Below are 15,001 nucleotides of genomic sequence, written 5' to 3' on the forward strand. Positions count from 1 at the left end.
CGCCGTTGAATTGGCGGCCCACTTAGGTTTTTTTTGCCTTTCTTAGTTGTTTGTTGGTGAGGCCAGTTTTTCCATTACCTGGTCGAGGTTAAAGCTTGCAGCTTTCTGACGAGGTGGGAATTCCTGGAACGTGGCTAAGAAGTTGCCAACATATTGTTGCGCAGGAACCAGAAAATAAGCCCTATCCAACAGCCAGTCATAATAGGTGTTGGAGGTTCGATAGGCGCGCTCGTATGGGTCGCGGCGCAAGTTGACGATCAGCGGAATCCGAAGCTCGGTCCATGGCTCGATCCAAGCGCGCAAGGTCGCCCAAGCTTTCTGTTCCAGGAAGATCAGCTTCCAATCTTCGAACCGCAAGGCGGTCAGGTCGCCGTCATCAGAGAAATAGAATATCTCTTTACGCGGACTTTCGGCGGACTCGCCGGTAAGTAGCGGCAGGATGTTGTATCCGTCCAAGTGCACTTTGTAGTCGCGCCCCATACCAGGAGAGCTGTATCCATCCATCAGCTTTTGTTTGATGTCTGGGTCTCCTGCAACTGCAAGGTATGTCGGCAGCCAGTCCATGTGATGAACGATCTCGTTTGTCACCGATCCTGCCTCGATCTGACCGGGCCAGCGAACCATCGAAGGTACACGCCAGCCACCTTCCCAATTGGTGTTCTTTTCCCCCCAGAATGGTGTCGCAGCAGCGTCCGGCCAAGTATTCATATGTGGGCCGTTATCCGTCGAGTAATGAACGATCGTGTTATCAGCTATGCCCAGCTCATCCAGCAAGTCCAGCAACTGTCCAACATGCATGTCGTGTTCGATCATCCCAGCCGTGTATTCATCTGCAACGCCACCAATGATTTCATTGGCCTGAGCCCGCATTTCGTCTTTGACATGGGTGCGGAAGTGCATGCGCGTACCGTTCCACCAAACGTAAAATGGCTGTCCCTGTTCATGCGCGCGTTTGATGAAATCGATGGCTGCAGCGACCGTTTCGTCATCAACGGTTTCCATGCGCTTCTTGGTCAATGGGCCAGTGTCTTCTATGGTTCCATCGGACTTTGATTTGATTACCCCACGGGGACCATAGGCTTCGCGGAAAGTGCGTCCGTCAGCCAGGACCATGTCGCCCGGATAATCTTCGTTTTCAGGCTCTTCTTCGGCGTTCAAGTGATAGAGGTTGCCAAAAAACTCATCAAATCCGTGGTTTGTCGGTAAATGCTCATCTTTATCGCCCAAGTGGTTTTTGCCAAATTGACCGGTCACATAACCGTGGTCTTTGAGTAACCCGGCAATTGTGGGATCTTCGGTTTGCATACCAAGATCAGCTCCTGGCAAGCCAACCTTGGAAAGACCTGTCCTGAAAACAGACTGGCCCATTATGTACGATGATCTGCCCGCAGTGCAGGATTGCTCACCATAATAGTCGGTAAAGATCATGCCCTCGTCGGCAACCCTGTCGATGTTCGGGGTCTGGTATCCCATCAGACCCATTGTATAGGCAGATATGTTCGACTGGCCGATGTCATCGCCCCAAATCACAAGGATATTTGGCTTTTGATCCTGCGCCCAGACGGGCACCGCCAGCGCAAAAGCCACAGAGGCGACGGCGAAACGGCGCAAACCGCGACGCCAACTATCTGCTATGGAAAAAGGTGGTGACATGATGAGCTCCCTGAATTGTTTGGGTCTTAATGACCCGTTTATTGAAAAGTCATCGATGGCGGCTAGTTTTCTATAGCAATCCGCCAACAAGTTCCTGAATCCCGGCGATAAAAAACCTGAATAGGACGGGAATCGTACCAAAGTAGTCTAGGCTATGATAATACCCTGAAACCTATCATATGATGAGATTGATGAATACTAATGTTTGATATTCAGGATGATAGAAAGCAATTGTTGGCCACTGGTTGGTTCGGCTCGCGGGGAGCTAGGTTTCAAAAGGATTTGCTCGAATGCGCCACCAAAAAGACTTTCGGAGCGTTTGAAACCCTTTATCACAGCGGCGATCCTGCCAACGGTGTTTACACCGTTTTGGACGGCGCGGTACAGATCACGGCCCCGGCCGACGATGGTCAAGAATTTGTTCTTCATCGTCAGGGAGGTGGTTTTTGGATCGGCGATTTAGCTTTGTTTGCTGATGCCCAGAGACTGGTTAGCGTGGTCGCCACGCAAGAAACGCGAACGTTGTTTTTTCCGAGCACCCGAGTGGACAGATTGGTAAAGGAAAACCCTGAATACATTCGGGATTTTTACGCTTTAACCCACGAGAATATGCAAACAGCCCTTCGTATTATGGCTAACCTTGCGGTCACTGGTACGGAAAAGCGTTTGGTGCTGCGACTACTTCATCTGGATGAAGGAACGTCGAAGTCTAATGGATGGATAACGGTGTCGCAGGATGAACTGGCAGAAATGGTTGCCGTGTCGCAGCCAACACTTCATCGCAATCTTCACCGCTTGGCAGATCTCGGTTTAATCGAACTTGGCTACGGCCGCGTTCGACTGAGAAACCGCCGAAAACTCATCGCAAGCTGTCAAAGTTGACTTCATGGATTGAGCGGAGGAAGTTTTTCTGGTCGTTTTTCACTCATGAGCCGCAAAGATTTCAATTCTGCTATTGCTTCGGACCATTCCTCAGCGTTGGGGAATGCCTTACCCGAATACCGCCTTGCGCCTATGTCAGCCAGTCGATTTTCAATCCCAGCGACATCAGAAGGATCACAGAGGGCTTTCAGTGAATCCAACGCCGAATAAGCTGCAGAAAGATCATGCTCTTGGAGAGCGTGCTTGAGTTTTTTTTGCACGATTTTCGGTGACGCCTCATACGCAATACGCCTCTTGGTCCTCCACGAGTTTATACGAGGCCGCAAAAACCGCACAAACGCCCATATAGCGACCGCGAGCAAGGTGATCCAAAAAACAAAGGTTCTTATCGTGTCGGCGTCAGGTGGTTCCCACTTGGGGGGGGCAAGCGTCAAACTTACTGCTTGGATGTCGATGGTTTCCACATCGTCCGTTTCTAGGTTGTACCATTGGACAGATATTGCTGGCAGCTGTGTCTCGCCGCCGTCCTGTGCAAGGTAAACGACTTCGTCGACTCTTTGACCAGAAAGTACACCTCGGTCCTCGTTTTCCGTAAAGCGAGGCTCTTTGGGATATGCGCGCAGCAGCGGGTCCTGCACCTCGGGTATCATTGTTGGGATTAGGAAGGGTGTTGTTCCCGATATTTTGGCGGTCAGTCGGCGGGTTATGGCACCTCCGTTTTGCATGTCGGTTTCGCCTTCAATCTGCTGATTCAGCCCAAAATCCGTGGCGAGGATCAACGGATTGAGATCTCTGGCTCCTTCGGGCACCGTCGCCGTCAGGGTAAGGGCAGGCAGCGGGACCGACACCTGCTTCGGTTCGTTTGTTTCGGGGTCAGCAAACGTCACATTAACGTCCAGAGCGACCAGATCGATGTCTCCTGCCTGTAAAGGGTACAGACGATAACTAAGCTGGACGCCCGACCAAGTTTCACCCTCCACGGACTCGCTTATGGGACCAGACGCCCCCTCCGGCAGGCGTACAAGCAAGTTTTCTTTTTCCAGCGACGGAAACACAGGTGGGGACGGCATGAAAGTTGGCACCAACACTTTGATTCGAACGATAGCCGGTTGCCCGACCACAACTGGATCGCTTGGTGCTGCAATCGTCACTTGAGGCTGCTCCGAGGCTTGAGCAAACCCTCGAATTGGAAACAGCAACATGAGGAATATGACGTATCTCATTGCTGTTGCAACTGATTTTCCAACAAAAATCGATTGCGTAAGAAGTCTTGCATGTCAGTGTCGATCGTGCTGATCCACTGATCTGCAGTCATTGCCTGCCCACCATCAACTGATGCGTTGATGGTTGTTTCTTTACCGCGGCCTGCCTCATTATCAAAAACAGTGTCATCAGCCCCAATTCCGGCTTCTTCACCAGTATCCGACTGTTCGCGCGTGGTTTCGACGAACTCAAGTATGGCTTTGGATACTGCTAGGTTGTGCTGAGCCTCAGGCCAATCTGGGCGGCGTTCCAAGGCTGTCTCAAAGGCGGAAATGGCAGGCCTGTATTCCCGGTTGCGGATCCTTGCGATGCCTTCGGAAAATGCAGCCTCTGGCGTATTCAACTCAGCGAAAATTGCGGATGCTTCGGGATATTGCCCGGCCTTAAGATGAGCGTATCCCCGTCGGTACGGGTCCTGAAACAGCGCGGCGGCATCAGCAAATCGTTTTTGATTCATTGCGATTTGGCCTTGTTGATCGGCTGTTAGGAACCAGTCTCTCCACCCATCGGCGAAAACGGGTCCGGATGGCGAAGTAAAGAACATTATGACGAATGCCCAACGTATGACCCAGCCTCTGCGAAACCACAGAAGGGACAACAACGCAGCAGGCCACACGAGGATCCAACCGCGGTCTTCCCAGTCTAACCGATTATCATCATCCAGTGCAGCTGAATATGCTGACTGAATTCTGCGCTGAAGTAGGGTGATATCCCTGTCATCATTGGAAAAGGGAACAACAGTGGCGTTGCTCAGCGTGTCGATCTGCGCGATGCGTTGATCGTCGGGCAAAGTGGTAAGAAAGAATAACGGCACGGTCGCAGTCTCGAAACCGGTTAGTTGCGAAGGGTCAAGATCGTCCAGGACAAACAGCACTGCGCCGGGAGTTTCACTATCGAATAAAATCGATTCTGATAAAGACAGTGCATCGGCAGCGGCGTCGCCCTGCTTTGGCATAACGGCTGGTGACAGCCCTTCAAGGAGTGGACGCAGGATATTAGCATCCTCTGTCAACGGAGCGACGCGATGAGATGTTCCGGCGTAGGCGATCAAAGCTGTTTGCGCACCTGCCCTTGCTTTTATCAAGTCAGCCACTTTGAACTTGGCGCGATCCAGACGCGACGGCGCGAGGTCACTATTTTCCATACTGTCGGTGACCTTCAAAGCTATGACCAGCGGAGCCGTATCCGCGATTAAAGGATTGGGCGCCCGAGACCAGCTAGGACCGGAAACCGCTAAAGTAATCAGAATTGCCGCGATCATTGCGAAGTCGACGGGGTAGGCTTTCTGTGTTTCACCTGCCCCAATCTGCAACACTCGTGCAAGATGCGGGGCAATCCCCGCCGGCAGTTGAGCGTCAGATTTTGTTCTTGGTCTCACAAGCCACCAAATGACAAAAATAGGGATTAGCAACAGCAACCAATATGTTCGAATAAAATGGAATTCCGCCAGCGCGCCGATCATGCCGTACCTCTGCGCCTTTGAATGACATACTGCCCCAGGGAACCGCCAAGTATAAGCAAGAGCGCAATTCCCAGCGGATAGTGTGCCATACTTTGGCGTGGGCGATAGCTCTGTGTTTCGACCGTTCGGGGATTGAGCTCGTCGATGCGCTGATAGGTTGCTTGCAGCGCGGCCTCATCGTCAGCATAAAAATATTCCCCGCCAGTACGGTTAGCGATGTCCTGCAGCGCGTCCAGATCAACTCGATCTTCACCCGACGCGTTGGGGTCGCCGACCCCGACCGTGTAAATTACAACGCCTTTGTCTGCTGCGATAGCAGAAGCATTGACTGGCGTCATTCGGCTGGACGTGTCAGCGCCATCGCTCAATACAATCATTAATCGTTGTTCCACGTCGCTTGACTCGAACGTGCGGATACCCAGACCGATAGCATCGCCAAGCGCTGTGTTTGGGCCTGCCATTCCCACTTCGGTCTGATCCAAAAAGCCATTCAGGCTTTTTAAATCTTCAGTGAACGGTGCCTGAACAAATGCGCGGGTGCCGAAGATAATCAGGGCCATGCGATCGCCTTTCCGATTAGCGATGAAATTACTCAGAACGTCTTTGACCGCTGCTAGGCGTTGTTTTGGCGTGCCATCAGGTGCTTGAAAGTCTCGCTGATCCATCGAACCAGAAATGTCGAGCGATAGAACGACGTCGCGCGCCGACTTTTCGATAATTACTGGGTCCCCAAGTTTTTCAGGACGAGCCAGCGCAGTCAACAGCATCAACCAGATAAAGATTACCAAAACGGTCTGGGCCCACGTGCGGGTTCGAATGATAGACCCTGATCTCGGTTCGATCCCTGCAGCTTGAACCACATGGCGGAAGAACGGAATACGGATGGCGTTACTTTCTTCCCGATGCGGTGGAGCGACCCAAAATACCAATAGCGGCAAAGGCAACAGCAAAAACACCCATAGCGAAGCGAAAGAGATCATCGCGCTCTTTTCTCCGGTTGGTGGGTCCTGATCCACCGCTGAGCGAAATTAGTTAGACAGGGGTTGTCTGGATTGTCTCGATATGGCGCCTCCAAAAGAATCTGACCTAATTCGTTCGTTAGTTCATTTTTTTCACCTGTTTGCCTTAAAAAGTTCAGCCAATTTTCTCCGTACAAACTGGCAACTTGACGGCGTGGGTAAGCGACCAGAGCTGTCCTGCGAAGGATCTCGGCGATTTTAGCCGGGTTGTCGTTGGAAACTCCCAATTCCAACAGTGCTTGGCGCCGGTAGGCGTTGATATTTCGATGCCGGAGGTAGGTTAGCGCAGCGAGAGCAATCAACCCAAAAAGTAAAACTGCTAAAACAACCCACCCCCATGTCTGAGGCATCATCGAAATTGGGTTTGGCATTGGGGCCGGCTCTAGCATGTCTAGCAACTCAACAAGCGATTTTCCTTCAACATCAACGCTCATTGCCGACCTCCTTGATGGCCAAAGAGCTTTAGAAGTTGTTTGAGGGTCGGTTCAGCCGTAGTCAGCGGAACGATCGGAAATCCATATCTGCGCGACCAGAGTTGAAGTTGGTCCAGGCGATCCTCCATCGCGGCACTAATGCGAATGGATAGTTCAGGATCGGAACTGTCGAGCTCAATCTGCTGATTGCCATCAGAAACTGTCAGCTTTAGATCGGGCTTTAGCGCCTTGGAACTAGGGTCGGAAATATTAAACAGTATCAGGTCGTTGGATGCCGCCAACCTGCGTATCAATTCTTCCGAAGCTGCGTCCAATCCATCGAAGTCGGAAAACACGCAGACGATAGTGTTATTGTGCGCAATTCGTATCGCCTGAGTAAGAACGTTGTTCAAAGTGACCGTTGGTTCAGGCTGCATGGACGCATTCAACATTGAGTTCAAAGCGCCGACAGACGAAAGGAACCGGGTCAGTGCAGCAGCGCGGCGTTGTGGTCGGTGTTCCGCCAGATCGGTATCGCCGAAAACAATACCACCGACCCGATCCCCCTGACCAAGCACGCGATGCGCGATTATTGCGGCCGCTTCCGCGGCTATGACCGATTTCATGAATGTTTCAGTTCCAAAAAACATCGAAACCCTTTGATCTACCAGCAAAAGAGCAGGGCGGTCGCGTTCTTCGGTGTAGACCTTGACATGGGGTTCGCCTGTTCGGGCGGTAACTTTCCAATCAATGGTTCGAATGTCATCGCCTGGCAAATAATTACGCAACTCTTCGAAATTCAATCCTCGCCCGCGCAAACGCGAGGCATGACGGCCATTCAAAATTGATTGGGCTGGCTGTCGCGGCAAAAGGCTGATCGCGCCCGAGTTTAGACCAAGCCGCAGCAGGTGGGGCCCATCGACATGGATGCGCGGATCATTCGGATATACGGCGGTCTTGGACACGCGGCTTTTTCCTCGGTCGTCAGGGCAACGCCACAAGGCGAAGAATTTCTGCGATTACGTCGTCTGCAGACTTCGCATTTCCTTGCGCTTCAAAACTCAACGTTATGCGATGGCGGAACACATCGTGTGCTATCGCTCGTATATCTGCGGGATCAACATAATCGCGCTGGTTCATCCAGGCGTGCGCTCGACCGCATTTGTCCAACGCCAACGAAGCGCGCGGGCTGGCGCCAATTTCGATCCAACTGGCAAGTTCAGAACTCAGGTTTTCAGGCGTCCGAGTGGCTTGTACTAAATCCGCCATGTAACGGTCCATAGCATCAGAAACGTGAATATTCCCAATTTCGGATCGGGCCTCAAAAACGATACTCTGCGGTATCGGAGACGGCGTTTCGGATGGTGTTCCAGCTCCGGCCGCGATTTCTTCGCCGCGGACCAAACGTATAACCTCGACCTCATCCTGAACCGGCGGATAGGTAATCTGCACATGCATTAGGAAGCGGTCCATCTGGGCCTCGGGCAGGGGATAAGTACCTTCCTGCTCGATTGGGTTCTGAGTCGCCATCACGATAAACAGAGGTTCCATCTTATGCGTGGTGCCAGAGACGGTAACTTGCCGCTCCTCCATCGCCTCCAACAAGGCTGCCTGAACTTTGGCAGGTGCCCGATTGATTTCATCGGCAAGCACGATGTTCGCGAATATCGGTCCTGGTTCGAACCGAAAATTACCACCCTGATCTGTTTGCTGATACACTTCTGTCCCGGTTACGTCAGACGGCAACAGGTCAGGGGTGAACTGTATACGGCTGAACTTTGCATCTAGATTACGCGCCATCGCCTTGACTGCGCGGGTCTTAGCGAGCCCGGGCAAGCCTTCAATTAAAAGGTTTCCATTGGCCAGCATCCCGATGAGCAACCGGTCGATCACATCGGTTTGACCGATAATGGCCCGCCCCATTCGGGCTTTTAAGTCATTTATCTGATTGTGTGCATTCATTTTGGTGTCCACGCTCCGCCAACTTCTGTGAAATAGCGAGTTCGTCAGCCATGATCCTGGCGGGATGAAAAGTTTTGTAATGTCGGCAGGTTAGCAGGCTTTAGCGAATCGATCTACCGCGAAGTCCGAACCGCAAGTTGGCGGAGATCGCTCAGTAATTCCTGCCGAATTGCCCCATGATTTGGTGTATCTCTAAGAGTCTGAAACCAATGCAGCGGCGGTTTCCGTCCTGCGGCTCGGCTCCAATTCAAACTACTCAGAATTTGTTGTGATTGGGCATCCAAAAGCGCAGGGATTTCAAAGCCGTTCAACATTGCCCACACTCCGCTCCACAACCGTGCAACGGACCAAGGGTTATACCCGCCTCCGCCCAGAACCAGAAGTCGGGGAGCAAGATCGCGCAATTGCACAATAGTGCGCCAATGAGAATTATTGGACAAAGCAAGGCGCGACAGAGGGTCCTCGGCGACAGCATCTGCGCCGCACTGGAGAACAATTGCCTGAGGACGAAACGCCTCGGTCGTTGGTAGGATCAATTGGTCCAAGATGACGCTAAATTCGTCATCGTTTAGGCCCTTTGCCACCGGCAAGTTCCACGCAGCGCCACCGGCGTGATTGTTTAGCAGTCCAGTAAACGGCCATCTGCGCGCTTCGTGCACAGAAATCATCCGGACCTTGTCCGAGCCTTGAAAAGCGGATTCGACACCATCGCAATGATGCGCGTCGATATCGACATAAACGACGCGATCCATGCCCATTCTTAATAACGTCAAAATGGCAAGAACTGGATCATTTAGGTAGCAGAAGCCATTGGCACGGCTTGGTAATCCGTGATGTGTACCTCCGGCCGGATTGAACACGATGCCGCCATCTCGGATCAATTCGGCACCCAACATAGATCCGCCTGCCGCCGTTGCGGGACGCCGATACATTTCTGGAAACACCGGATTCGACAAGGTGCCCAGCGCATATTTTTCACGCTCAGTGTCAGTGACAACTTGAGACTTTTCTGCCGTTTGCAGGATCTCAATGTAGTCTGGCGTATGGAACGCGTGCAAAGCGTCAGGTTTTGCACAAGGGCTGATCCTGTAATTTTCTGAGTTTAGCCAACCAAGTGCACGGCAAATGTCAATTACAGTAGACACCCGCGGAATCGCCAGAGGATGTTTGGAACCATATGTAGAATGGCGATATATTTCGGACCCTAAAAAGACAGGGTTCTGCATGGCTTATCGCACGTCTGTTGCAGGCTCGGTGTCGCCCAGCCTTCCGTCCAGCGACATCAGAATGGCAACCGGCCTTAGCGCGGGAATATGGCTGAAGATGATAAGTATGCAGACGGTCAGCGGCACACTGAGAAACGCACCTATAAGGCCCCAGACGGTGGTCCAGAACGTCAGGGCCAGTACTACAAGAAAAGTCGACATGTTGAGTGAGCGACCCAACATTGCGGGATCTAGGAAATTGCCAATTAAAAACTGAATTGTCCCACATCCCAAAACGATGATCAGAAACGGACCAATAGTTTCGAACTGAACCAGTGCGATCATAGCAGGGAAAAACACGGCGATAATCGATCCGATGGACGGGATGAAATTCAGCGCAAAGGTCAAAACGGCCCATGTTTCGGCGTATTCTAGGCCAAGAACCCGAAAGACCGTGTAACTGATCGAAGCGGTTACCAGGCTGATAAAAGTCTTTACACCCACATATCTTTGCAAACTGAAAGAGATAGCGTCCAGAACAGTTGCTAATTCGGCCCCCAATTGCGGATTTCCCGCAGCCAGTTGTATCTTTTTGCGAAATGCCAGCCGCTCTGCCATCAGAAAAGCAACATAGAGGCTAATCAAGAAAAACTGATTGAGCAGTGAGGTTGCGCTGCCCAGCAGTAACCTTGCGACATAGGACATGTCGATACTGATCAGGTTGTCACGAATAAATGAGGTAACATCATTCCCCACCAGACCAGTGATGCGATTCACAGCGCCATCAAACTGGTTTTCGTAGGTGTTTATGGATCTGGCAAATTGCGTGGCCTGACTGCCTAGTACGTACATGATCGTAAACAAACCGGCTAGAACCACGGTGACCCCGGCAATGTTTGCAAGCCAAACTGGCAGCCGGGTCAACGAAACAACCCGATCGCTGAGGGCGATAATCAGGACATTGACCAAAAGAGCCATGGTCAGTGGGATCAGGAATTTGGCTCCGGCGTAAAGTCCCAAGACGACCAATGTCGCTACGATCGTGATATCGCGCGTCGCCGACAATTTGAGGCGAGGTTTGGCAGGTTTGTTTTGCGGTTCGGACGGCATGCCTTGGTCCTGATCATTGTCGCCGGGGTGTCACGGTCCGACGATACTTGTCGCGATCCTGCACGGGATCAGGGCTTTGTGCAATCCGGTCAGTCAGTTATGCGCGGAAATTAACTGGCGAATTGGCAAATGTGGTTCTGCCAGAAGCAAAGGACGGGTAGGGTCGACGAATGAAACCTATAGCGATTCTTGAAAAAAACCGTTTTGTTGGCGCTCTGTTCCTAGCTTTGCGGAGGTTCGGCAACAAGGATGGTTTTGTCATGAGCAGCCACGTTGCCATGTCTCTGATGATGGCGCTGTTTCCCTTTGTGCTTTTCACTGTTGCCTTGGCGGGGGCATTGTCGCAGGGCTATGTCACCGACGAACTGATCGAATTAATCTTCGGCGCTTGGCCCAGTGATGTTGCAGATCCAATTGTGCGGGAATTACGTGCGGTGTTAGAAAACTCAGGATCCGGAGTAATTACGATTGGGGGATTGCTGGCAGTATATTTTGCCTCAAACGGTGTGGCTGCAGTACGCAAAGCCATGACGCAAGCCTATCATGATCAGGATACCTGGCCGTTTTGGAAGGCACGATTAATGTGCTTTGCCTTGGTCATCATCGGCGGTGCCGCAATTCTCGCTATCGCAGCGGTCGAAGTAGTACTGCCCGTTTACACAAGACTTGTCTCAGAAAATACTGCCTTTGACGTGGGCGGCTGGCTGTCTGTTGACCGTTTGCGTTGGACTTTTACCGTGGCAGTTCCTGCGGGCACTGTAATTCTTGCGCATCTGATACTTCCGACACGACGACACAGGCTGTCACAGATAATACCTGGGGTCATTTTAACCCTCGCGCTGTGGGCAGCGGGCGGCTGGGGTTTTTCCGTCTACATAGCTCAATTCGCGACATATAGTGCGACCTACGCAGGGTTGGCGGGGGCCATGGCTGCTTTGATCTTTCTTTATTTGTGTTCTGCCATGTTGATCCTTGGAGCCGAGTACAATGGTGCTCTCATTGATCTTGAAAGTGTCTCAAGTTCGGAGGGAAACGGGTGATCGGTTCCCGCACAAGCTGCATTCCGGGGTTGGCTGTTATATTTCTGGCCTCATTTTGCCCTTTGCCACAGGCAGTTATGGCGCAAAGTTATATCGGCTCCGAGGCGTGCGTAGACTGCCATCAGGACATTGCGGACAGCTGGAAAGCTTCACACCATGCCTTGGCTTGGACTGAGGTTTCTGAAGGTTCTATTCAAGCAGATTTCAAAGACACGAGTTATGAAGATGACGGCATGTCTGTTTTGTTTTCCAATAAGGACGGAGCGCTGGTTGCGACCGTGACTGAAAAAGACGGTATGACGACAGAGTATTCGGTTCATTCCGTAGTTGGTATCGAACCTTTGCAACAGTATCTTTTTGAGATCGAACCTGGGCGTTTACAAAGCTTCGATGTCGTATGGGATACTGATGCAGGTCGTTGGTTTCACCTTTATCCCGATCAGGACCTGCCGCCGGATGATGGATTGCATTGGTCGGGGCCTTATAAGAACTGGAACACTCGCTGCGCGGAATGTCATGCAACAGGATTCGTAAAAAACTATGATCCTGTCTCCAGAAGCTATGCGTCGGTTCACTCCGAAATCGGGGTCGGGTGCGAGGCGTGTCATGGACCAGGCTCAGCGCACATTGAGTGGACGAACGGTAAGGCTGTAAATGAAAGCCTGAGCGAGTTTGGGTTTCCGATTAATTGGGGAATAGGTGACACCGAAGCCGAAATTCAGCAATGCGCTGGTTGCCATTCGCGACGCGAGGCCCTGGAGGACGGAAATCCGTTGCCGGGTACACCTTATCACGATGCTTATAATCTGGCGGTACTGAGACCGGGCCTTTATCACTCGGATGGGCAAATTCTTGACGAAGTATATGTTTACGGCTCGTTTCTACAGTCGCGAATGTATGACAAGGGTGTCGGCTGTATGGATTGCCACAATCCCCACAGTGCGAACCTCGTTGCAGAAGGCAACGGCATTTGTACACAATGCCATTCGCCAGCCGGAAATCCGAAATTTCCCTCTCTGATACGCAAAACCTACGATGCACCCGAACACCACCATCACGAGGATGGCTCGGATGGGGCGCAATGCAAGAGTTGTCACATGATCGAACGGGTCTATATGGGCAACGATTGGCGTCGCGACCACAGTTTCCGAATTCCACGCCCCGATCTGGAGTTAGGGCCTGACGCGTGCACAGATTGTCACCAAGATAAAGATCAACGCTGGGCCGCTGCAAATATCGAAACATGGTATCCGGCATCAACCCGGCGCGCGCCGCATTTTGGTAGCGCGTTTGACGATGCTGCAACCGGACAGTTACAGGACCCCGAAATACTATTGGAAATAGCAAACGACCCTCAAAACGCAGGGATTGTACGCGCTACCGCCCTTTATCTGCTGCAAGCTTTCGGATCGGCTGAAATAGCTGCGGCTACCGCTGAGAGCCTTTCCGACCCTGACCCCTTGATACGGGCAAATGCGGTTGCCTTGCAACGCGAAGCAACTTTGACCGACCGAATTGAACGTCTTGAACCGTTGCTTTCGGATCCGCTGCGCAACGTACGTTTAACGACCGCCAAGGAGTTCTTGTCGATCCCCGCAGGAGCATTGTCGCCTGCGCAACAGGCTGTTGTACAAAAGTCGATGGCGGACTGGCAGAAGACCATGTCAAATAGGTTGGATTTTCCGGAAACTCATCTGGTTCTTGGGGGGCTGGCGTTGTCGCTTCGAAATTCGCAGGCAGCTGAAGGCGCGTTTCGCGAGGTAGTCCGATTGGATCCCCAGCGAGCCGAAGCCTGGCCGATGTTGGTACAGTTGGCTCATATCAATCGCGGACCACAGGCCGCGATCCAGACGCTGGATGAGGCCCTAAAAATTCTGCCAAATGACCCGAACCTCAAACAACTTGCAAATCAGTACGCGCGGTAAATCGGCACTTCACAGACCAATTTGTGCCATTTTGCGGGCGAATTTCACCTTTAGTGTCTAGCGGCAGTTAGGTAACCCCGGTGTTTCATGCCCAAAAGGTTTTCGACCAAAACTCAACCCCCAGTGGGTCCGCGCAAAGACAGTTTGGACAAGCGCATAGCGAAGCTGCGCGCGAAGAAACCCGTTGATCTGAATCACGGAGAGGCTTTGTTACTGCAGGGCATCGCTTCGTCTTCATTGCGTGAACAGCGCATCGCCGCAGGCAAGGTTCACTTGGATTGAATCATCCTCGATACCCGGTTGCGACAACAAATTTTTCGGAACTGTCTGATCGGGAAGATGGTGGCTTAACGTTAGCTACTTTAGTGAATTTCTGTTTCAGCAACTTTTGCAGATCGCCTTCCGCTCCGCCGGCCAAGACTTTTGCTACAAAAGTACCGCCTTCTTCAAGGACGTCAAAGGCGAAATAGGCTGCTGTTTCGCAAAGCGCCATAATACGCAAGTGATCCGTCTGCTTATGTCCCGACGAGGACGCTGCCATGTCCGACATAACCACATCAGCCTTGCCGCCAAGCCATGCCTTTACCTTTTTGTCAGCGTCATCCTCCATGAAGTCCAGCTGATGAATCTCGGCACCCGCAATTGGTTCCACCTCTTGCAGGTCAATACCTAAAACCGTTCCAATCCGCTTACCGGACCGTTCACCTAGCGCATTGACCCGCTTTACCGCAACCTGACACCAGCCACCTGGCGCACAACCTAAATCAACCACGCGTGCGCCGGGCACCAGAAATCGGAATTTTTCGTCCAATTCTAAAATTTTAAATGCTGCGCGCCCCCGATAGCCTTCGGCCTGTGCACGTTTCACGTAGGGGTCGTTCAATTGTCGCTCGAGCCACCGGGTCGAACTGAGCTTACGTCCACGCGCGGTTTTGACCTTGGTTTTCAAGTCACGTTGACCGCGACCCGAAGTGTTTTTTGCCATTTCAGGACCTCCTTGAAGCGGGTCTTTGGCCAAGCACATAGCGATTTGCCCTTACATAATAAACCCGCCTGACGGGTATTAT

At 52.0% G+C, this 15,001-nt stretch carries 14 protein-coding genes; 4 read left to right on the forward strand and 10 right to left on the reverse strand.

Annotated elements, in window-relative coordinates:
- Window positions 1-42 precede the first annotated feature (42 nt).
- Window positions 43-1,653 (reverse strand): arylsulfatase, encoded by a 1,611-nt coding sequence (locus tag AC2FNE_RS06635; protein WP_170608682.1) that lies wholly within the window; start codon window positions 1,651-1,653, stop codon window positions 43-45.
- Between the two features lie 201 nt (window positions 1,654-1,854).
- Here AC2FNE_RS06635 and AC2FNE_RS06640 point away from each other — a divergent pair, with 201 nt between their 5' ends.
- Entirely contained in the window at window positions 1,855-2,535 is a 681-nt protein-coding gene (locus AC2FNE_RS06640; RefSeq protein ID WP_170608681.1) for a Crp/Fnr family transcriptional regulator, read from the forward strand.
- A 2-nt stretch (window positions 2,536-2,537) separates the two neighbouring features.
- On the opposite strand, the gene AC2FNE_RS06645 is transcribed toward AC2FNE_RS06640, so the two are convergent.
- From AC2FNE_RS06645 to AC2FNE_RS06680, 8 genes are all read right to left on the reverse strand, one after another.
- Window positions 2,538-3,686, reverse strand: coding sequence for a hypothetical protein (locus AC2FNE_RS06645; RefSeq protein ID WP_496805010.1), 1,149 nt, complete (start codon window positions 3,684-3,686; stop codon window positions 2,538-2,540).
- A gap of 68 nt (window positions 3,687-3,754) precedes the next feature.
- Window positions 3,755-5,260 carry a VWA domain-containing protein gene (locus AC2FNE_RS06650; RefSeq protein WP_496805011.1) on the reverse strand — a complete coding sequence of 502 codons (1,506 nt, stop codon included), beginning with the start codon at window positions 5,258-5,260 and terminating at the stop codon, window positions 3,755-3,757.
- Window positions 5,257-6,240, reverse strand: a complete 984-nt coding sequence (locus AC2FNE_RS06655; RefSeq protein ID WP_170608678.1) for a VWA domain-containing protein — start codon at window positions 6,238-6,240, stop codon at window positions 5,257-5,259. The genes AC2FNE_RS06650 and AC2FNE_RS06655 overlap by 4 nt, the downstream gene beginning before the upstream one ends.
- On the reverse strand, window positions 6,237-6,713 hold the full coding sequence (locus AC2FNE_RS06660; RefSeq protein WP_496805012.1) for a DUF4381 domain-containing protein: 477 nt from the start codon (window positions 6,711-6,713) through the stop codon (window positions 6,237-6,239). Before AC2FNE_RS06660 ends, AC2FNE_RS06655 begins: the two co-directional genes overlap by 4 nt.
- The gene (locus tag AC2FNE_RS06665) at window positions 6,710-7,657 is read right to left on the reverse strand and encodes a DUF58 domain-containing protein (RefSeq protein WP_496805013.1); all 948 of its coding nucleotides are present in this window, start codon (window positions 7,655-7,657) and stop codon (window positions 6,710-6,712) included. Before AC2FNE_RS06665 ends, AC2FNE_RS06660 begins: the two co-directional genes overlap by 4 nt.
- A gap of 19 nt (window positions 7,658-7,676) precedes the next feature.
- Window positions 7,677-8,654 carry an AAA family ATPase gene (locus AC2FNE_RS06670; protein ID WP_170608675.1) on the reverse strand — a complete coding sequence of 326 codons (978 nt, stop codon included), beginning with the start codon at window positions 8,652-8,654 and terminating at the stop codon, window positions 7,677-7,679.
- A 113-nt stretch (window positions 8,655-8,767) separates the two neighbouring features.
- Window positions 8,768-9,880, reverse strand: coding sequence for an acetoin utilization protein AcuC (locus AC2FNE_RS06675; RefSeq protein ID WP_170608674.1), 1,113 nt, complete (start codon window positions 9,878-9,880; stop codon window positions 8,768-8,770).
- Window positions 9,881-9,883: 3 nt separating this feature from the next.
- A complete protein-coding gene (locus AC2FNE_RS06680) occupies window positions 9,884-10,969 on the reverse strand; it encodes an AI-2E family transporter (RefSeq protein ID WP_170481967.1) in 1,086 nt (361 codons plus the stop codon).
- A gap of 170 nt (window positions 10,970-11,139) precedes the next feature.
- On the opposite strand from AC2FNE_RS06680, the gene AC2FNE_RS06685 reads away from it, so the two are divergent.
- From AC2FNE_RS06685 to AC2FNE_RS06695, 3 genes are all read left to right on the forward strand, one after another.
- Window positions 11,140-12,009, forward strand: coding sequence for a YihY/virulence factor BrkB family protein (locus tag AC2FNE_RS06685; protein ID WP_170481965.1), 870 nt, complete (start codon window positions 11,140-11,142; stop codon window positions 12,007-12,009).
- Window positions 12,006-13,934 carry a multiheme c-type cytochrome gene (locus AC2FNE_RS06690; RefSeq protein ID WP_496805014.1) on the forward strand — a complete coding sequence of 643 codons (1,929 nt, stop codon included), beginning with the start codon at window positions 12,006-12,008 and terminating at the stop codon, window positions 13,932-13,934. The genes AC2FNE_RS06685 and AC2FNE_RS06690 overlap by 4 nt, the downstream gene beginning before the upstream one ends.
- A gap of 87 nt (window positions 13,935-14,021) precedes the next feature.
- On the forward strand, window positions 14,022-14,216 hold the full coding sequence (locus tag AC2FNE_RS06695) for a hypothetical protein (RefSeq protein WP_170611140.1): 195 nt from the start codon (window positions 14,022-14,024) through the stop codon (window positions 14,214-14,216).
- A 1-nt stretch (window position 14,217) separates the two neighbouring features.
- On the opposite strand, the gene AC2FNE_RS06700 is transcribed toward AC2FNE_RS06695, so the two are convergent.
- Window positions 14,218-14,919, reverse strand: coding sequence for an RlmE family RNA methyltransferase (locus AC2FNE_RS06700; RefSeq protein WP_170481959.1), 702 nt, complete (start codon window positions 14,917-14,919; stop codon window positions 14,218-14,220).
- Between the last annotated feature and the right edge of the window lie 82 nt (window positions 14,920-15,001).

The organism is Ruegeria sp. YKSD179 (genome assembly GCF_059612885.1).